The organism is Pseudomonas sp. Yb2C2, assembly GCF_052112325.1.
Lineage (GTDB): Bacteria > Pseudomonadota > Gammaproteobacteria > Pseudomonadales > Pseudomonadaceae > Aquipseudomonas > Aquipseudomonas marginalis.
The window spans coordinates 105,917-124,937 of the sequence record NZ_JAVAJK010000014.1 but is presented as its reverse complement, the minus strand read 5'-3'; the positions used below and the strand labels follow the sequence as shown (position 1 = coordinate 124,937).

The 19,021-nt window shown below is 60.4% G+C and carries 15 protein-coding genes and 1 pseudogene; 14 read left to right on the top strand and 2 right to left on the bottom strand.

Going from position 1 to position 19,021, the window contains the following annotated elements:
• The first annotated feature begins 7 nt into the window (after window positions 1–7).
• The 3 genes and pseudogenes from Q8X51_RS20110 to Q8X51_RS20100 form a co-directional block, all read left to right on the top strand.
• Window positions 8–511: an Lrp/AsnC family transcriptional regulator gene (locus tag Q8X51_RS20110; protein ID WP_065926041.1), complete on the top strand. Its 504-nt coding sequence runs from the start codon at window positions 8–10 to the stop codon at window positions 509–511.
• A 180-nt stretch (window positions 512–691) separates the two neighbouring features.
• Window positions 692–1,870 (top strand): M20 aminoacylase family protein, encoded by a 1,179-nt coding sequence (locus Q8X51_RS20105; protein WP_065926042.1) that lies wholly within the window; start codon window positions 692–694, stop codon window positions 1,868–1,870.
• A gap of 98 nt (window positions 1,871–1,968) precedes the next feature.
• Window positions 1,969–2,213: pseudogene (locus Q8X51_RS20100) on the top strand (amino acid ABC transporter permease); the annotation flags it as partial.
• Window positions 2,214–2,397: 184 nt separating this feature from the next.
• On the opposite strand, the gene Q8X51_RS20095 reads toward Q8X51_RS20100, so the two are convergent.
• Window positions 2,398–3,555 (bottom strand): alpha/beta hydrolase family protein, encoded by a 1,158-nt coding sequence (locus tag Q8X51_RS20095; protein WP_065939490.1) that lies wholly within the window; start codon window positions 3,553–3,555, stop codon window positions 2,398–2,400.
• A 219-nt stretch (window positions 3,556–3,774) separates the two neighbouring features.
• The gene (locus Q8X51_RS20090) at window positions 3,775–4,686 is read right to left on the bottom strand and encodes a LysR family transcriptional regulator (RefSeq protein WP_065926044.1); all 912 of its coding nucleotides are present in this window, start codon (window positions 4,684–4,686) and stop codon (window positions 3,775–3,777) included.
• Window positions 4,687–5,012: 326 nt separating this feature from the next.
• On the opposite strand from Q8X51_RS20090, the gene Q8X51_RS20085 reads away from it, so the two are divergent.
• The 11 genes from Q8X51_RS20085 to Q8X51_RS20035 all read left to right on the top strand — a co-directional run bounded on the left by Q8X51_RS20085 (window position 5,013) and on the right by Q8X51_RS20035 (window position 18,975).
• Window positions 5,013–5,951, top strand: coding sequence for a VOC family protein (locus Q8X51_RS20085; protein WP_407694635.1), 939 nt, complete (start codon window positions 5,013–5,015; stop codon window positions 5,949–5,951).
• 15 nt (window positions 5,952–5,966) lie between these two features.
• Window positions 5,967–6,329: a Rieske (2Fe-2S) protein gene (locus Q8X51_RS20080; protein WP_065926045.1), complete on the top strand. Its 363-nt coding sequence runs from the start codon at window positions 5,967–5,969 to the stop codon at window positions 6,327–6,329.
• A 178-nt stretch (window positions 6,330–6,507) separates the two neighbouring features.
• Window positions 6,508–7,632: an FAD-dependent oxidoreductase gene (locus tag Q8X51_RS20075; protein WP_065939492.1), complete on the top strand. Its 1,125-nt coding sequence runs from the start codon at window positions 6,508–6,510 to the stop codon at window positions 7,630–7,632.
• Between the two features lie 128 nt (window positions 7,633–7,760).
• Window positions 7,761–9,440, top strand: a complete 1,680-nt coding sequence (locus Q8X51_RS20070; RefSeq protein WP_065926047.1) for a DUF1302 domain-containing protein — start codon at window positions 7,761–7,763, stop codon at window positions 9,438–9,440.
• 12 nt (window positions 9,441–9,452) lie between these two features.
• Window positions 9,453–10,817 (top strand): DUF1329 domain-containing protein, encoded by a 1,365-nt coding sequence (locus Q8X51_RS20065; protein WP_065926048.1) that lies wholly within the window; start codon window positions 9,453–9,455, stop codon window positions 10,815–10,817.
• Window positions 10,818–10,888: 71 nt separating this feature from the next.
• Window positions 10,889–11,992 (top strand): YCF48-related protein, encoded by a 1,104-nt coding sequence (locus Q8X51_RS20060; protein WP_407694634.1) that lies wholly within the window; start codon window positions 10,889–10,891, stop codon window positions 11,990–11,992.
• A gap of 4 nt (window positions 11,993–11,996) precedes the next feature.
• Window positions 11,997–14,531, top strand: coding sequence for an efflux RND transporter permease subunit (locus Q8X51_RS20055; protein WP_407694633.1), 2,535 nt, complete (start codon window positions 11,997–11,999; stop codon window positions 14,529–14,531).
• Window positions 14,532–14,657: 126 nt separating this feature from the next.
• Window positions 14,658–15,860, top strand: a complete 1,203-nt coding sequence (locus Q8X51_RS20050) for an MFS transporter (RefSeq protein ID WP_330215204.1) — start codon at window positions 14,658–14,660, stop codon at window positions 15,858–15,860.
• A 48-nt stretch (window positions 15,861–15,908) separates the two neighbouring features.
• The gene (locus tag Q8X51_RS20045; protein WP_407694632.1) at window positions 15,909–16,982 is read left to right on the top strand and encodes a Rieske 2Fe-2S domain-containing protein; all 1,074 of its coding nucleotides are present in this window, start codon (window positions 15,909–15,911) and stop codon (window positions 16,980–16,982) included.
• Window positions 16,979–18,022 (top strand): aromatic ring-hydroxylating dioxygenase subunit alpha, encoded by a 1,044-nt coding sequence (locus tag Q8X51_RS20040; RefSeq protein WP_065926053.1) that lies wholly within the window; start codon window positions 16,979–16,981, stop codon window positions 18,020–18,022. Before Q8X51_RS20045 ends, Q8X51_RS20040 begins: the two co-directional genes overlap by 4 nt.
• Window positions 18,022–18,975: a PDR/VanB family oxidoreductase gene (locus Q8X51_RS20035; protein WP_407694631.1), complete on the top strand. Its 954-nt coding sequence runs from the start codon at window positions 18,022–18,024 to the stop codon at window positions 18,973–18,975. Before Q8X51_RS20040 ends, Q8X51_RS20035 begins: the two co-directional genes overlap by 1 nt.
• Window positions 18,976–19,021: the final 46 nt, after the last annotated feature.

Sequence of the window (19,021 nt, the reverse complement as noted above, 5' to 3'; positions counted from 1 at the left end):
CTTCTGTATGAAAACTGCAAGTGAAACCCAGATGGCTGTTGCAACGTTGGGGCGTATCGACGAGGCGATCGTTGATGTGCTGCGCCATAACGGGCGTATCACTTATAAAAAACTCGCCTCATTGGTGAACCTGAGTGAGAGCCCTTGCCAGCAACGTGTACGTAAGCTGGAAAGGCTAGGGGTCATCCGTGGCTATGGGGCCTTCATCGACGAGCACAAGCTCTCACCTGGTTTATCTCTGCTGGTGCTGGTTGGATTGGCTGATGGCAAGGGGCTCTGCGGGCAAAAGGCGTTTGAAGCCGTAGCCGTTGCTTGCCCGCAAGTCATTGAGTGCCAGCTCATCAGTGGTGCGCTTGATTACTGTCTACGCATGCGTTGCCGGGATATGGGGCATTTCCGCTCGCTCACTGAACGTTGGTTGGAAAGTGCTGAGCTGTATATCGAGAAACTGGCGGCCTATCCAGAGTTGGCCGTCATCAAGCCTTCATCGACGCACCTTGGTATCGAATAACAATTACAACACTCCAAGCCTATGGATAAACCATGATGATTGCCAATCAGAAGTTCAGTCATAAAGTACTGCTTTCTGCCTCCCTATGATTGGGCAGAGCTCGCAGCACTTAACGTTGAAGAAATTTTATATTCTCGCACTTTGCAGGCGAGCCTCCCTTCTCTGAAACGGGTGAAGTCCATGATCGTTCGACCCATGCTGCCTGGTATCCGTGCCATTGAAGCTGAAATGATTGAGTTGCGCCGCCATCTTCATGCTTATCCGGAACTCAGCCTTAAGGAGTTCAAAACCTCAGATCTGGTTGCTGCCAAGCTCCAGTCGTGGGGATTTGAGGTGCATCGTGGTTTTGGGGGGACCGGTGTCGTAGGGCGTTTGCAGCATGGTTGTGGACGTAAGATCATTGGTATTCGGGCAGATATGGATGCGTTGCCGATTCTGGAGCAGACTGGATTGCCGTATGCGAGCCAGCATCCAGGTGCCATGCATGCCTGTGGTCATGACGGCCATACTGCAATGCTGCTGGCTGCCGCGAAGCACCTAGCCAACAGCCGGCAGTTCGACGGTACGCTGGTGGTCATCTTTCAGCCTGCCGAAGAAAGCGATGGGGGCGCGCAGAAAATGCTGGATGATGGTCTCCTGGAGCGATTTCCCTGTAATGCGTTGTTCGGCATGCACAACATGCCTGGGTTGCCAGTAGGGAAGTTGGGTTTTCGGGCCGGGCCGTTCATGGCCTCTACTGATACTGTTGAAATTCGAATTGATGGTATGGGTGGGCATGGAGGAATGCCACATAAAGCCATTGACCCCATACTTACTGGAGGGGCAATTGTCATGGCGCTGCAAAGTATTGTGTCGCGCAATACGGATCCTCTGGAGATGGCGGTTATCACTGTGGGTTCCTTTCATTCTGGTGAGGCGCCCAACGTTATTCCGGGGCATGCGGTACTCCAACTATGCGTTCGCGCTTTGAAGCCTAACGTTCGAGCTGACCTTCTCAAGCGGATTGTTCAGGTTGCCCAAGCTCAGGCGCTTAGCTTCGGCGCCAGTGTCAGTGTGGAGGTTGATAGGGGAGAATCATTGCCGCCCCTGATAAATGATCCTCAGCTTACTGCGTTTGCCCGTCAGGTCGCTGTAGATTGGTTGGGAGAAGAAGGGGTGATTCAAGACATGGCACCCATCGCTGCCAGTGAAGATTTTGCAGTGATGCTTGAGCATTGTCCTGGCAGCTATCTCTTTATCGGTAATGGTGATGGGGAGGGGGGGTGCATGGTGCATAACGCAGGCTACGACTTCAACGATGACTGCCTGGGGACTGGGGCTAGTTACTGGGTTCGGTTAGTTGAACAGTTTCTGGTTTGAGTCGGTCGAGACCAGGTGCAGTACCTAACCGATCCAGCACCATTTTTTCTTTACCCTGCTCCATCGTATTCTGCCAGCGTGCTGATGGAGAGGGTCCTATGCAAACTCCTGCAGATGGCTCGCGCCCATGTGGATCAGTCTGGACTGATCCCAAAAGTGCGTGCATGGCTATTCCAGAGTATTGCCGTTATTGCCATCGTAGCAATCGGCTTGTTTCTGTTCGACAGTACCCAGACCAACCTCCAGAAGTGTGGGCTTTACCCCGGGCTTCAGCTTCCTTGATTGCAGTGCAGGTTTCGGCATCGCTCAACACCTGATCGACTACACCGAAGCGGACACCTATCCACTCGATAGCTGTCCCATCATGCTGTGTGCTTCCCCATCTGGCCGTTGCGAAGATTTTGCGGCAGGCCAGACGGGGAAGCTTTTTTAACGGTAGTGGCGGGTCATCGATTCCAGAGCGATAGGCGCTGCCCGGCACAGAAGCATTTCCGCAACGAGCGTTGGCTCAAGTTTGAAACGAATAGTCATGCAGTACGACCGCCGAGTACCTCAGCCACCCAGTCGGCGATGTACTGGCCGGCATTGATACTGTTGTCGAAGCTCGAATGCTGCACGCCGCCCTCACGTTCGGTGAAGATTTTCAGTTCGCGTTTGGGGCTGTTGACCAACTGTTCGTAAGTGCGGTGGGCCCACTTCAATGGAATCTGCGAATCCTTTTCTCCGTGGGTGACCAGGAAGGGCACCTTGATGCGGTCCAGGATGCCGTCCAGATGAACGTTCTCGGCGATGGTCATGAACTCGTCCGTGTCCTTGGCACCCCAGACCCAAGACACATGCGACCAATAATGCGGCACCGGGAAGCTGCCTTCCTTTTCCATTCGACGTTTCTGCACATCACGCCAATCATGGTTGGCCCCCCATACGACGCCGCACGCGAAGCGCGGCTCGAAGGCTACCGCGCGCGGGCAGTAGTAGCCTCCAAGCGACACACCTTCCAGGCCGATGCGTTTGGCGTCGACATCGTCGCGGGTTTCCAGCCAATCCACCACGCGGCTGGCCCAATGCTCACTGTCGAAACGCGCAGTCAGATTATGTAGCCGGAGCGCTTCGCCCGTCCCGGGTTGGTCGATGATCAACGATGACACGCCACGTTTGGCCAGCCAGGCGGGCAGGCCGACGCGGTATTTCATTTCTTTGGTGGAATCCAGTCCATTGACCTGCACCAGGATCGGCGCTGGGCCGCTGACGCCTTCGGCACGGACCAGCAGACCGGAAAGGTGTTTGCCTTCGTAAGGGATTTCAACGCGCTCGCAATTTTCCCGTGCCAGTTCGATACTCCGTTGGAAGGTGTGCAGAAAGCGCTGGTACAGCTCCATGCGGCCCGGTGCACCGTGGGCCTGCAGGCGTTCGCAGCTCAGGTAATAGGTCGCGGCGCGGTTGTATTTTTCACCGGCAGACAACAGTCGACCCTTGCCTTCGTCTTCTTCCGCCAGGCCGCACAGCTTGTCGGCCATGTTCGCCCAGGTTTCACGGAAGGCTTTGCTGCCGGCGGCATCCGGCTGTTTGGCGGCTTCTTGCAGCGGCGCGCACATTTCCTCGATTTCGCCGATGCGGGCGCCCATTTCAATGGCCAGGTCGACGGAAAGATTCCACACGTAGTTGGTCGGGAAGTAGCGAAACATGATTGTTATTGTCCTTGTGCAAGCAAAGGCAGGCGGCCAAATCCGGAGCGGGGTACGCCAGACCTGACGGTTCGAAGCAGGCTAAGGGGAGGCCCATTGTTTGGCCAATCGCGAGTCAGGATGGGAGGTATTGCGAACGGCGATAGGGCGCATATGCGCCATTGGCTTGAGTCTCGGCGCACGCATGAATCCTGGCTCGCCGCCGAGCAGCGGGAGCGACTACTGCTCCAGCTTGTTGATGATCTGACTGATTTTCGCCCGCAACCAACGGTGCATCGGATCTCCTTCCATGGTTCGGTGCCAGAGCATGAACTCACGCATCACCGGGATTTTCACCGGAGGCTGCAAGATGCGCAGCGGCAGGTAGTTGGCGTAGAGCCTGGCCATGCGCTGGAGCATGGTGGCGACACGTTGGGTGCCGACAATCAACTGCGGCAGGGTGTTGAAGTCATGGGTCACCACTTCCATGCGACGGGTGAATCCATACTGGCTCATCAACCACTCTTCGACGCTCAATTGCCGGTTGCGGCCAAAAATCACCGAGACATGGCCCATCTCGATGTACTGATCGAGGGTGATGCTGTCGCCCACCTGGGTGTTGCCGTCCCACACCACGCAAACGTGCTCTTCTTCGAACAGCAGCTGCGAGGGGTGGCCTTCGATGAGGTAGCGCTCAGGCACGATCATCATATCGGCCTCGCCGCGCATCAGCATCTCAGTGGACGTGTCACCGGGACCCAGCAATTCGAAGGTGATGTGCGGGGCTTCCAGGGAGATCTTCTGGATCACCCGGGCAAACAGAACGCTGATCAGATAGTCCGAAGTGATCAGGCGAAAATGGCGCTTGCTGGTGGCGGGGTCGAACACCGGTTTGGCGGTGATAGAGGACTGGATCGTCAGCAGCACCTGGCGCACTGGCGCCGCCAGTTCTCGAGCATAAGGCGTGGGCTGCATCTTGCGCCCAACCTGGGCCAGCAGTTCATCCTCGAAGTAGAGGCGCAGCCTGCCCAGTACGCCGCTGGTGGCGGATTGTGTCATGTGTAAGCGTTCGGCGGCGCGGGTGATGTTCTGCTCTTCCAGTAACACATCCAGCGCCACCAGGAGATTGAGATCCAGGTGGTTGAAGCGCATGGCGGTCTCGATTCTTGTATTTATTTTGTAAATACCTTCCGGCCTTCCTATCGCGGCGTCAAGTCCCGTGAATGGATGAATCGAACGACGCCTGGTTCGATTTTCCATGTCACTTGCGCCGCGCAGCCAGGTATCGCATTTGCCGATAGGTCGCATCCCGACAAGCGATTAGTCAGTGGGTTTTTGCCCCTTCAGTATCGGCCCACAGTCGGTTGGCGTGACGCTTCATCGACTTCAAGACCCGCCTCGGCAGCGCTCCGCCTGGCACGGTTCCCGTAAGCGGGGTGCTGGCCTGCGCTGAATAATTACAATGGAGTGGTAACTCAATGAACATCATTGGCCTTGATGCCTTGATTTTTGGCGTCGACGATATTCAAGCCTGTACCCATTGCCTGCGTGACTACGGCCTGCGCCCTGTCGATGTCGACGGCGAGGGCGGTCGTTTTGAAGCCCTCGACGGCACGGCGGTGATTATCCGTCATGCAGACGATGCTCGTTTGCCGGTGGCCATCGGGCCTGCTCCCTCGATTCGGGAAACCGTTTATGGCGTGGCCGGCGTGGCTGACCTCGAGGCCATCGCCGATGAGTTGGGGCGCGACCGCCCTGTGACCCGCGGTGCCGATGGTTCCGTGCACAGCGTGGACGATATGGGCTTTGCCATTGGTTTCCAGATCAGCGTGCGGCGTGCGTACAGCGCGCCCGCCGACCTGACTAACGCACCGGGCCATGTCCCCCAGCGGCCGGTCAACCAGCCGGGCATCAGCCCCGATATGCAGGCTTTGCCGCGTACCCTGTCCCACGTGGTGTATTTCGTGCCGGATGCAGCCAAGGCCGAGGTTTTTTACCAGCGCCTGGGCTTCGTGACCACCGACACCTTTGTCGGCGCGGGTCCGTTCATGCGGCCGGCCGGTTCCGATGACCATCACTGCCTGTTCATGATCCAGACACCGCCACACATGAAGGGTTGCGAGCATTTCACCTTTCACATGGGCAGCGGCACGGAAGTCCTGCTGGCCGGACGTCGCTTCGAGCAGCAAGGCTGGACCAGCTTCTGGGGGCCGGGCCGCCATCTCTTCGGTTCCAACTGGTTCTGGTACTTCAACAGTCCGTTGGGCTGTCACATCGAATACGACGCCGATATGGACAAGCACGATGACGCCTGGCAAGCGCGCCAGGCGCCACTGTCGGCGGATAATTCGCAATTGTTCCTGTTCACCTCCCGGGAAAAATGGTTCCCGAGCGGCCCTCCGCCCAAGCAGGCCTGAGTGTGGAGGTTGTCCATGAGTCACGAGGCCCTGGTGCTCTGTTGCCTGGATGAACTGGTGGAAGGGCAGGCCCGCGGGTTCGATCCCCTGGGCACGGGGAAGGACAGTGTGTTCGCCCTGCGCCATGACGGCGAAGTGCGGGTCTATCGCAACAGCTGTCCGCACCTGGAGGTGCGCCTGGAGTACCGCAAGGATCGTTTTCTCAGCGTCGATGGCCGCCAGATCGTCTGTTACGCCCATGGTGCCCGGTTCCTTCCGGACAGTGGTCTGTGCGTCTACGGGCCGTGCCTGGGGGACAGCCTGAGCGCACTGCAATGGCATGCAGAGGCCGATTGGCTGGTGCTCGAAGCGGATCAGTTGGAGGCGTATGCATCCTGATTAACGTATCGCGGTAGCTGATACATCGTATCCCTACATGCGATTAGTCAAACGCCTGCTTTGCCGAGAAAGTGAACACAACGCGGTAGCGAATGCGTGCAAACACAGCCGGTGGTCAAGCCTGGGATCGCTCCGGCAGAACGCTAGCGTGAATAACAAGAATAAGAGTGAGACGAGCATGAACGCAGTGAAAAAGGTGCTTATCGTCGGTGGTGGTATCGGTGGTCTATGTGCGGCAATCGCTTTGCGTCGCCAGGACATCGAAGTCGATCTTGTCGAGCTCAAGACGCAGTGGACAGTCTATGGCGTTGGCATCATCCAGCAGAGTAACGTCGTCCGTGAGATGGCCAAGCTGGGTGTGTTGGACGGCTACTTGGATGCCGCCTACGCGTTCGAGGATGTGACCATCAACACCACCGCCGGTGAACAACTGGCGCGAATTCCCGGCAAGCGCCTGGCGGGGCCCGAGTATCCAGCCAACGTCGGCATCTCGCGCCTGGCCCTGCATCAAGTCCTCAGCGAAACCGTTGCTGCCCTTGGCGTCTCGGTTCGTCTGGGCCTGAGTGTCGAGTCGCTGGAGCAGATGGGCGAGGGCGTCGATGTGCTGTTCACCGATGCCAGTCGCGGTCGCTACGACCTGGTCGTCGGCGCCGATGGCCTGTACTCCCACCTGCGCGGTCTGCTGTTTGGCGAGCAGTACCTGCCGCGCTTCACCGGTCAATCGGTGTGGCGCTACAACTTTCCTCGTGCCGCTGGAATTGATCATCTGGCCACCTTCCAGGGACCTGCCGGTAACGCCGGGCTGGTGCCGCTGGGCCGCGACCAGATGTACCTGTTCGTGACTTCCCATGAGCCCGCCAATCCCAGGATGGAGGCTGCCACGCTGGCGACCCAGATGCGCCAGCGCCTGAGTGGTTTCACCGGGCTGATCGGCGAACTGCGCGAGCAAATAACCGACAGCGACCAGGTGGTCTACAAGCCGCTGGAGGTGCTGTTCGTCAGCGAGCCCTGGTACCGCGGCCGTGTCGTGCTGATTGGCGATGCGGTGCACGCCACGACGCCGCACCTGGGCCAGGGTGCCGGCATGGCCATCGAGGATGCCGTGGTGCTTGGCGAAGAGTTGGTCGCCGGCGGCAACGTCGAACAGCAGCTCGAACGCTTTATGGCGCGCCGTTATGAGCGCTGCAAATTCATCAGCGACAGCTCGGTGCTGGCCGGTGACAAGGAAATGGCCCACGACAGCAGCTTCGACCGGATCGGCCTGGTCAGGCGGATGCTCGACGTCACGGCAGCGCCTATCTGAGGCGCCGGCAAAACTGAATTTGCTCTCCCATGGATGCTTCATGCCTGTGCAGGCTTGGCCCGGTTCGACGGCGGGCGCCGTTCCACCAGAAGAGCTGACATACAACAACAATAAAGAGGGTTACTTCGATGGCTACTCGCAAGTTCGCTGCGTCGCGGCGCGTCCCCTTCACCCTGACCCTTGCGGCCAGCCTGGGGCTTGGCGCTTCGGCTGCCCAGGCCTTTCAGATCGACACCGGTAGTCCCGATCTCAGCTTGCGCTGGGACAACACGCTGAAGTACAGCGCGGCCTGGCGCCTGAAGGAGCCCAGCAGCAAGCTTAGCGAGGGGCAGACGGCGCTGAACCAGAATGACGGTGATCACAACTTCGGCAAGGGCCTGATCTCCAATCGCCTGGATATTCTTTCCGAACTGGACATCGGTTTTCACAACTTTGGTGCCCGTCTGAGCGGTGCGGCCTGGTACGACACTGTCTACCAGGACCGCAACGACAACAACGACGCGGCCAGTGCCAACCAGCGTTCGGTGGGTTTCAACGAGTTCACCAGTGATACCCGTCAACTGCACGGCGGTGACGGTGAACTGTTGGATGCGTTCGTCTACTGGAACGGTGAGCTGGCCGACCGTACCTTGTCGGTTCGCGCCGGGCGCCACGGGCTGATCTGGGGCGAGAGCCTGTTCTTCGGCGGCAACGGCATTGCCGGAGCCATGGCGCCGGTGGACGTGGTCAAGGCGCAATCGGTGCCCAACACCCAATTCAAGGAAATCACCCGACCGGTCAACCAGCTCTCGACCGCCTACCAACTAACCGACGATGTGTCATTGGGCGCCTTCTACCAGTTGGAGTGGGAAGCCACCCGCTTGCCGGGCGCCGGTAGCTATTTCTCCACCAGCGATACCATCGGCGACGGCAATGAACGGCTGATCACCGGCGGGCCGTTCCCGGATTTCCTCGGCGGTAATGCCAACAGCCCGGCTGCGTTTTTCCATGGCAAGGACAAGAAAGCCAGGAGTTCCGGCCAGGGCGGCCTGCAGCTCAAGTACAACACCGGGACGACGGATTACGGCCTGTACGCACTCCAATATCACGAGAAAACCCCAACGCTGTACTTGAAGCCGAATGCCACCGGGCCGAACTTCAGTACCGGGCAAGTCGGCGAATATTCCTGGGTCTACCCGGAAGATATCCGGGTCCTGGGCGCCAGTTTCGCGACCTCCGTGAACGAGTACAGCTTTGCCGGCGAGGCATCGATGCGCTGGAACATGCCGCTGGTGTCCAACGCCCAGACCGTCCTGCCGGGCGCCGAGGCGGACAACAACGACGACGCCCTCTATGCCGTCGGCCGTACGGCCCACGTCAACCTCAACGTCCTGGCATCGCTGGGCCCTTCCTTCGTCGCCAATGAAGCCAGCCTGGTAGGGGAAATCGCCTGGAACCGCCTGCTCGCCGTAACCAGGAACCGCGCCGCCCTAGACCCTAACGCCACTGATGATGGCCTGGGCTTGAAGTTGGTTTACACGCCCACCTATCGCCAGTTCTTTCCGGGCGTGGATATCAGCGTGCCGCTGGGCATCAGCTATTTCCCCATGGGCAAGTCGGCTGTGATCAGCGGGTTCGGCCCCGACAGAGGCGGGGACATGAACATCGGCGTCTCCGCCACCTATTTGGACCAAGTGACGGTGGGGCTGACCTACACCCACTTTTACGGTCCCGAGGACACCAGCCTCAACGCCGCCAACCAGTTCAATTACAAGCAGTCGCTGAAGGATCGGGATTACCTGGCTTTCTCCGTCAAGACCACGTTCTAAGAGGATTTGCGCATGACCATTCAGTTCACTCTAAAGGCCTTGTGCTTAACCCTGCTGGCCGCTGCCGCGCCGATGGCCTTGGCCGCCAGCGCCGAACAAGCGGCCGCGCTGGGCAAGACCCTGACGCCCTTCGGTGCCGAGAAAGCCGGCAATGCCGACGGCAGTATTCCGGCCTGGGACGGTGGCTACACCAAGGTTGATCCAGGCTACGTCTCGGGCGGCAAACGCAGCGATCCATTTGCTGCGGACAAACCCTTGTACAGCATCACCGCCCAGAACCTGGCCAAGTACGCCGACAAACTCAGCGACGGCACCAAGGAGCTGTTCAAGCGTTTCCCGGACACCTATCGCATCGATGTCTATCCGACCCGGCGCACGGCGGCCGCGCCGCAGTGGGTCTATGACAACACGTTCAAGAATGCGACCCGCGCCAAACTGGTCGACAGCAGCGCCGGACTGATCCCCGACGGTGCCTATGGCGGGATCCCGTTCCCGATTCCACAGAATGGTACCGAAGCCATCTGGAACCATGTGCTGAACTGGCGCGGCACTTCGGTGGCGGGGCACTTTCGCCACTATCTGATGACCGCTGACGGCAACCAGGTGATGACCAGCGACGGCCTGTTGACCCAGGAAATGCCCTACTACTTTCAGGAGGGCGGCCCTGAGAACTATTCGGGCGACTACTGGCAGGTGCACTTTGTCAATCTCGGCCCGGCGATTCGTGCCGGTGAGCAGATCCTGGGGCGTGAAAACATCAACGGTGACAAATCCCAGGCCCATGTCTACCTGAGCGGTCAACGCCGGGTACGCACGCTGCCCAACGCTTGCTGCGATACGCCGACGCCGTCCACTGCCGGGGTCATGTCCTTCGATGAGTTGAGTGTGTGGGGTGGTCGCACGGACCGGTTCGACTGGAAACTGGTGGGCAAGCAGGAGATGTATGTCCCCTACAACACCAACAAGGTGCAAAACGCTGCCCAGCCGCAGGACCTGCTGGGCAAGCACCATCTGAACCCGGACTACGTGCGCTGGGAATTGCACCGCGTCTGGGTGCTCGAATCGACGGTGGCCGCCGGCAAGCGCCACCAGTTGCCCAAGGGGCGTTACTACCTCGATGAAGACACTTGGCAAGCCCTGCTCGGCGACCGTTGGGATGCCAGCGGCCAACTGGCCAAGACCCTCTGGTCGCTGCCTTCCGTATTGCCCGACCTGCCTGGGCTGGTGCAACTCTCTTCAGGTTTTTATGACCTGACCTCCGGTGCGTGGTTTATCCAGAATCTCTATGCCGGGTTGCCGGATCAGTATCGCGCGGTCGATCGCTACAAGTCCTCGGAGTTCTCGCCCGCGGCGATGGCGGGGCGGGGCGTGCGTTAGACCTGAGCCGAGAGTGAAGGGCAGGCCTGCCGGTCTGCCCTTGGGATACGAGTGTTTGTCCGAGGTAGGTTATGAACAGAATCAGTCAGGCGAGCGCGTTGCTGTTGGCCTTGTATTTGCCCCTCGCCACGAGCGAGTGTCTGGCCGGGTCGGCAGCGGTGGGCGTGCCGCTCAATACCCCGGCCATGCGGGTACCGGCTGCGCAGAGCGGCGTATTGATCGACCTGGCGCGTGCCGGCACACGCCTGGTGGCCGTGGGTGAGCGCGGCCTGGTGCTGTTCTCCGACGACAATGGGCAAAGCTGGCACCAGGCTTCGGTACCGGTTTCGGTCAGCCTGACGGCGGTGCGGTTCGTGGATGCGCAAAAGGGCTGGGCAGTCGGTCATGCGGGCGTGGTGCTGGCGACGCTGGACGGCGGCGAGCACTGGACGCTGCAGCTCGACGGCGTACGCGTGGCACAGCTGGAACTGGACGCCGCCAAGGCGGAACAAGCCACCGCTGTCGACCCGGATGCCGCCCTGATACGGGTACAAAATGCCGAGCGTCTTGTCGCCGATGGTCCAGACAAACCCTTTCTGGCACTGGAGTTCGTCGACGCACATCGCGGGCTGATCGTCGGTGCCTACGGTTTGGCGCTGCTGACCACCGATGGTGGCGCCACCTGGCAATCGCTGATGGGGCAAATTGCCAACCCCAACGGCTTGCACCTGTACGCCATCAGTCGCCACGGCACACGTTGGTTCCTGGCTGGCGAGCAGGGCTACCTGGCACGCTCGGACGACGATGCGCTGTCGTTCAGTCAACTGGACAGCCCCTACGAAGGTAGTTTCTTCACCCTGCAGAACCGCGCGGATGGCGCGCTGATGGTCGCCGGTCTGAAGGGCAATGCCTTTGTCTCCCACGACGCCGGCGCAAGTTTCCAGCGTCTTTCGGTGCCCGTACCGATCTCCTTCAACGACGCCACACGCCTGGCCGACGGCCAACTACTGCTGGTCAACCAGGGCGGCATGCTGTTTCGCAACAGCGAGCAGACCGGGGCGGCGCTGCTGCCGTTGGGAACGCCCTTGGGCAAACCTGTTTCAAGTGTGATCGAGGCCGCCGATGGCAGCTTGATCGTTGCCGGTTTCACCGGGCTGCAGCGTCTTACGCAGCCAGCCACTGCCGCTCCGGAGTGAGGTTATGACGTCCCCTGATAAATTTTCCCCGTCTCGTGCAAGTACGTTCGATGACTTTGATCCACGCTCCGGCTCGCTGCTCGAACGAGCATTGTTCAACCATCGTCTGTGGGTGTTGCTGCTGTGCCTGGCGACCACGCTGGTGCTGGGGTGGCAGTCCAGTCGTGTCGAGCTCAATGCCAGCTTCGAAAAAATGATTCCCACCCATCAGCCCTATATCGCCAACTACCTTGAGCACCAGCAGGAGTTGAGCGGGCTGGGGAATGCGGTGCGCATTGCAGTGGTCAACAAGGGGGGCGACATCTATGACAGCGCCTACCTCAAGACCCTGCAGGCGTTGAGCGACAAGATCTACCTGCTGCCCGGTGTCGACCGTGCGTACATGAAATCGCTCTGGACGCCGGCCACGCGCTGGGTGGCAGTGACCGAAGCAGGCCTGGAAGGTGGTCCGGTCATTCCGGATAACTACGATGGCGGCGCCACGAGCCTTGCGGCCTTGCGGCGCAACGTGCAACTGTCCAACGAAATCGGCCAGTTGGTGGCGCTCGACCAGGCTTCGAGCATCATCCAGGTACCGCTGCTGCAGCGGACGCCCGATGGTCAGCCATTGGACTACACCCGGCTGTCACAACAGCTGGAGTCGTTGCGCAGCCAATACCAGAGCGACAGCATCGACATCCGCATCACCGGTTTCGCCAAGAAAGTCGGTGACCTGATTGCCGGCCTACGGCAAATCCTGATGTTCTTCGCCGTGGCGATCCTGATCACCACGGTGGTGCTTTATTGGTACACCCGCTGCATTCGCAGCACTCTGTTGGTGGTGTTCTGCTCATTGGTGGCGGTGGTTTGGCAGCTCGGCTTGCTGCCGCTGCTCAATTATCAACTGGACCCCTATTCGGTGCTGGTGCCGTTCCTGGTGTTTGCCATTGGCATGAGCCACGGCGCACAGAAGATGAACGGCATCATGCAGGATATCGGGCGCGGCATGCACCGGGTGGTCGCCGCACGCTTCACCTTCCGCCGCCTGTTTCTCGCCGGCCTCACCGCGCTGCTGTGTGATGCGGTCGGTTTCGCGGTGCTGATGATCATCAAGATCCAGGTGATCCAGGACCTGGCGATGATTGCCAGTATCGGCGTGGCGGTGCTGATTTTCACCAATTTGATCCTGCTGCCGATATTGCTTTCTTATGTGGGGGTCAGCCGCCGTGCGGCGCAACTGAGCCTGAAAAGCGAGCACGCCGAACTGGCCGGCCACAATCGCCACGGATTCTGGCGCTTCCTCGACCTGTTCACCCAGCGCCGGTGGGCGGCGCTGTGCATCGCCCTGAGCCTGGCGCTGGCGACGCTCGGCTTCATCGTCAGCCTGCAATTGAAAGTCGGTGACCTGGATGCGGGCGCGCCTGAGCTGCGGGCCGACTCGCGCTACAACCAGGATGATGCATTCCTGACCCGGCATTACGGCGCCAGCAGCGATCTGTTCGCGGTCATGATCAAGACACCCGCCAGCGCCTGTTCGCGCTATGACATCCTGAACAAGGTCGATGCCCTCGACTGGCAGTTGCGCACCTTGCCGGGTGTCGATTCGACCAATTCCCTGGCGTTGCTCAACCGCCGCATGCTGGTGGGCCTGAGCGAAGGCAGCCCGAAATGGTATGAGCTGCAGAACAACCAGGCGATGCTCAACATGGTCACCGCCGGGGCACCGCGCGGTTTGTACAACGAAGACTGCAGCCTGCTGACACTGTACGTCTACCTCTCCGACCACAAGGCGCAAACCTTGAGCCGCCTGGTGGATCACGTCGAGCAATTCGCCGCGGCGAACAATACCGATGACGTCCAGTTCCTCCTGGCCGCTGGCAATGCCGGGATCGAGGCCGCGACCAACATCGTCGTCAGGCAGGCCAACCGCGAAATGCTGTTCTGGGTCTACGGCGCGGTGATCCTGCTGTGCCTGATCACCTTCCGTTCCTGGCGCGCCACGATTTGCGCGGTGATTCCGCTGATGCTCACATCGATCCTCTGTGAGGCGCTGATGGTCTGGCTGAACATCGGCGTCAAGGTCGCGACCCTGCCGGTGATTGCCCTCGGCGTGGGCATCGGCGTCGACTACGCGCTGTACGTGATGAGCATCCTGCTCGGTCATATGCGCCAGGGCACAAGCTTGTCTGAGTCGTATTACCGGGCACTGCTGTCCACCGGCAAGGTGGTGATGCTGACTGGCGTGACCTTGGCGATCGGCGTGGCCACCTGGATGTTTTCGCCAATCAAGTTCCAGGCTGATATGGGCGTGCTGCTGGCCTTCATGTTCGTCTGGAACATGGTCGGTGCGCTGGTTCTATTGCCAGCCCTGGCTCACTTCCTGTTGCCGAGCAAGCGGGTGAGCGCGGGGTCGGCCGAGGCCAGACCCAGCCACCCATTGAGCTTGCCGCTAATGCCGGCCGTAGCCGAGGAGGGGGCCTGTGTGAAGCACCACTCACTGCGCCTGACGTCGGGACACGATCAAACGACGACAGCGGCTGCTGACCCTGTCACGTCATAACAACAAGAAAGGACTTTCCCATGTCTCGTGCATCTCTGTTCCAGCAGTCTCTATGGCTTGACGTCATCGCCGGCCTGAGCGCCTTCGGTATGGCATTTTGCGCGGCGCAACCTGCGGAGGTGCGCGATGAACGTTGAACGCCAGGCGCGGCTACCGCAATCCTTGTTGCTGTTGCTCGGCAGTTGCCTGCCAGTGCTCGGTGCGGTGCTGCTGGCCCCCGTCCTGCCGCGTATGCAGGAACACTTCGCCGACACACCGGGTGTGGCCGTGCTGGTGCCCATCGCCCTGACGCTGCCGGCGTTGATGATTGCGCTGTTGGCATCCGTGGCAGGGATCATCGCCGACCGGCTGGGGCGCAAGACGTTGCTGATCGGTGCGATGGTGCTCTACACCGTCTGTGGCGTGCTGCCGTTGTGGCTGGAGTCGCTGCAGGTCATCGTCATCAGCCGCGCCGGCATCGGCGTGGCCGAAGCGGCGATCATGACCTGCTGCACAACGATGATGGGTGACTACTACAGCGGCGCACGACGTGAACGCATGTTCGCCCTGCAAATGGTCGCGACGTCGTTGTCGGCGGCGATCTTCATTGCCGTCGGTGGTGTGCTCGGCGAGCACGGCTGGCGTACCCCGTTTGCCCTGTATGGGCTGGGGCTGGTGTTGCTGCCGCTGATGGCCTGGTTGCTCTGGGAGCCGCGCGGGCATGCGGCCATCGAGAAGAAGGCGATGAGCAGGGCATTCCCCTGGCGCACCTTGGCACCGTTGTATGGCTTGTCTTTCCTGGCGGGCTTGAGCCTGTTCATCGTGCCGGTACAAGTCGGTTATCTACTCAACCTATTGCACGTTGAAGGCGCTCAGCAGATCGGCTTGACCATGGGCGCCAGTCAATTCGGCGTGCTGGTTGGCGCCCTGAGTTTCCGTCTGTTCAGTGGTGTGCCGGCGCACCGGCAGATGCTCCTGGCCTTCGTCGCGGCCGGGATGGGTGGCGGGCTGCTGGCGGTAGCCGACAGTCATGGGCTGGTGGTGATCGCCGTCCTGATCAACGGCCTGGGCATCGGCCTGATGATGCCAACCCTGCTCACCTGGATCATGAGCCAGGTCGACTTCCAGCAGCGCGGCCGCGCGGCCGGCGGCTTCACGGCGATGTTCTTCGCCGGTGAGTTCGCCAGCCCGCTGGTGGTGCTGGCGATCACCGGCGGGGTAATCGGCGCCTTGCCAGCCGCACTGGGCATCGTCGCGGGCGTTCAGCTGGTGGTAGCCCTGGCCTGTCTTCGGTTGCGAGGCAGCGGGGCTGCTTTTACTACTGCGGTTGTCGCAGACCCTGAGCACTGACCTGCCCATTCGACGTTTCATAAAAATAAGAACAACGAGGAGAACATCATGAGTTATTTGCTCAACACCTGGTACATCGCTGGATGGGCAGACGAGCTGGCGCAAGGTGGCATGCTGGGCAGAACCATCGTCGAGCAACCCATCGTGTTCTTTCGCGATAGCCACGGTGTGATCCAGGCGCTCGCCGATCGTTGCCCGCACCGTTTTGCCCCGCTGCACATGGGCAAGGTTGTCGGCGACAGCGTCCAGTGCCCGTACCACGGCCTGCGTTTCGATGGCAGTGGCCAATGCACGCACAATCCCCATGGCGAAGGAAACATCCCCAAGGCCGCCTGTGTTCGCGGTTTCGCGGCCGTTGAGCGCCACGGGGCGATCTGGGTCTGGCCGGGCGATCGTCACCTGGCCAGCGATGCCTTGATTCCTGATTTTTCCTTTTTCGAGCAGGCGCCCACCCATGCCAAAGGGCATGGGTATTTGCCGACCCGTGCGCACTACGAGTTGCTGTCCGACAACATCATGGACCTGAGCCATGTTGATTTCCTGCACCCGGATACGCTCGGTGGCGGGGCGTTGTCGCACACGCGTGCCACCGTTGAGGAATTGCCCAACGATCGTGTGCGCATCAGTTGGTGGGCACCGGATGATGTCCCTCCACCGGCTTTCGCCGCTCAGCTTGAAGACCCGACCCGAGCAGACGTCTGGGCCGAGGTCATCTGGCACGCGCCCGGGCTGATGCTGCTGGGCAGTGGCGCCACTGTGCCAGGGCGTCCCAGGGAGGAGGGGGCTGTCACTTGGAACCTGCATCTGATGACACCGCAGGACGCGATGAACACCCATTACTTCTTTGCCAACACGCGCAGTTTCGAGCAGGACAATGCGCAGTTGAATGCCTTCGTCCAGGAGATGTTGATCGGTATTTTCGCCGGTGAAGACAAACCCATGGTCGAGGCTCAACAGCGCCAGATTGGTGAGGTTGAACTGCTTGGCCTCAACCCTGTGTTGCTGCCAGTCGATGCAGGGGCCGTGCGCTGTCGACGTGTTCTGCGTCGATTGATGGAAGCCGAGCGAGCGGAGACGCAAGCCAGTCGGTCATCAAACTATGAAAAAGAGGAACTGCGATGAGCTTTCTACGCAACGTCTGGTACGCGGCCGCCTGGGGAAACGAGATCAAGGCTGGCGAGTTGTTCCAACGAACCTTGCTCAATGAACCCGTGGTGTTTTTTCGCGACACCCAAGGTAATGCCCAAGCCATTGCCGATCGCTGTCCCCACCGTTTCGCGCCCCTGGGCATGGGCATCCTCAAAGGCGATGCGGTGCGTTGTCCGTACCACGGCCTGGAATTCGATGGCAGCGGCACCTGTGTGCATAACCCTCATGGTGATGGTGCCATTCCCAAGGCGGCAAAGGTCAAGGCCTACCCGCTGGTTGAACGCTACAGCCTGCTGTGGATCTGGATGGGCGATGCACAACTGGCCGATGCGACGCTGATTCCGGATTTCAGTTGCATGGATGAAGACCGTTGGTATGTCGGCAAACGCTACCTGCACGCCAGAGCCAACTACGTGCTGGAAACCGACAACATCATGGACCTGAGTCATATCGAATTCTTGCACCCGTCTACGCTGGGTGGCGATGGCGTCAAGAGCGCGTTGACCAGCGTGCAAGAGGAGGGCAACACCGTTTGGTCCAACCGCCAGACGGTTGCGGAAATCATGCCGGAGTTTCTCTACACCGCCTGGAACATTCCTCAGGGCACACCGGTGGACCGTTGGATCGATGTGCGTTGGGATGCTCCGGCGAACATGTTGCTGTTTTCCGGCGCCGTGGCGACCGGGCTCCCCAGGGATAAGGGCGTTTCCACACCGATTCCGCATCTGTTCACTCCAGAGACCGAGACCACGACTCACTACTGGTTCTCAGTCTGTTTCCCCAAGGCAATGGGCGAATTTGCCGAGAGATTCGCTGATGAGCAGGCGGCCGCGATCAGCCGGCCCTTTGCCGATGAAGACTTGCCAATGCTCGAGGCGCAGCAGCGCATGATGGGCGCTGCATCGTTCTGGGACTTGAAGCCGGTCCTGCTGATTGGTGATGCAGGAGCGGTCCGGGCGCGGCGTGTCCTCGACCGCATGATTGCTGCCGAACAGCCTGCGGGTGCCCAGTGATGATTGAAGTCATCGTCACTCGCAAGCGCCTCGAAGCCGAGGGCATCTACAGCTTCGAACTGGCCCCGGTCGAAAATTCCATGCTGCCTGCCTTCAGCGCTGGCTCGCATATCGACGTGCACCTGCCCAATGGCCTGGTGCGCCAGTACTCGCTGTGCAATCACCCGGAAGAACGCCACCGCTACCTGCTGGGAGTGTTGCTCGACCCAGCGTCTCGCGGCGGTTCGCAGGCCATGCACCAGCAAGTGCACGAAGGCAGCCGGCTGCGCATCAGCGAGCCACGCAATCTGTTCCCGCTTGAGCATGGGGCGGGGCACAGCGTGCTGTTCGCCGGCGGTATCGGCATCACGCCGATTCTCTGCATGGCCGAGCGCCTGGCGCGGATCGGCGCGCCTTTCGAGCTGCACTATTGCGGTCGCTCGGTCGGGCGCATGGCCTTTATCGAGTACCTGCGCCATTCGACGTTTGCCAAGTGTGTGCAGGTTCATGTGGACGATGGCGAGGATGCCCAGCGTCTCGACGCCGTTCGGGTTTTATCCGGGCCAGCCGCCGACCGTCACCTGTACGTCTGTGGCCCCAACGGTTTCATGGAACACGTGCTCGGCACGGCTCGCGAGCAGGGCTGGGCCGAGGCGCGACTGCACCGTGAGTACTTTGCCGCCGCCGCTGCCCCGGCGGGTGAGGCGGGCGGGTTCGAAGTGCAACTGGCGAGCACCGGACAGTGTTTCCAAGTGCCGGCCGCGCTCAGCGTTGCCCAGGTGCTGTCGGAGGCCGGCATCGAGATCCCGTTGTCTTGCGAGCAGGGCATCTGTGGCACCTGCATCACGCGCGTGCTGGAAGGCGAGCCAGAGCATCGTGACATGTTCTTGACCGATGCCGAGCGAGCCCGCAACGACCAGTTCACGCCGTGTTGCTCGCGCGCCAGGAGCGCGCGGCTGGTGCTCGATCTTTAAGGTTTTTCCATGCATCCATCTTTACCCGCTGCGGTGTTTCGCCAAC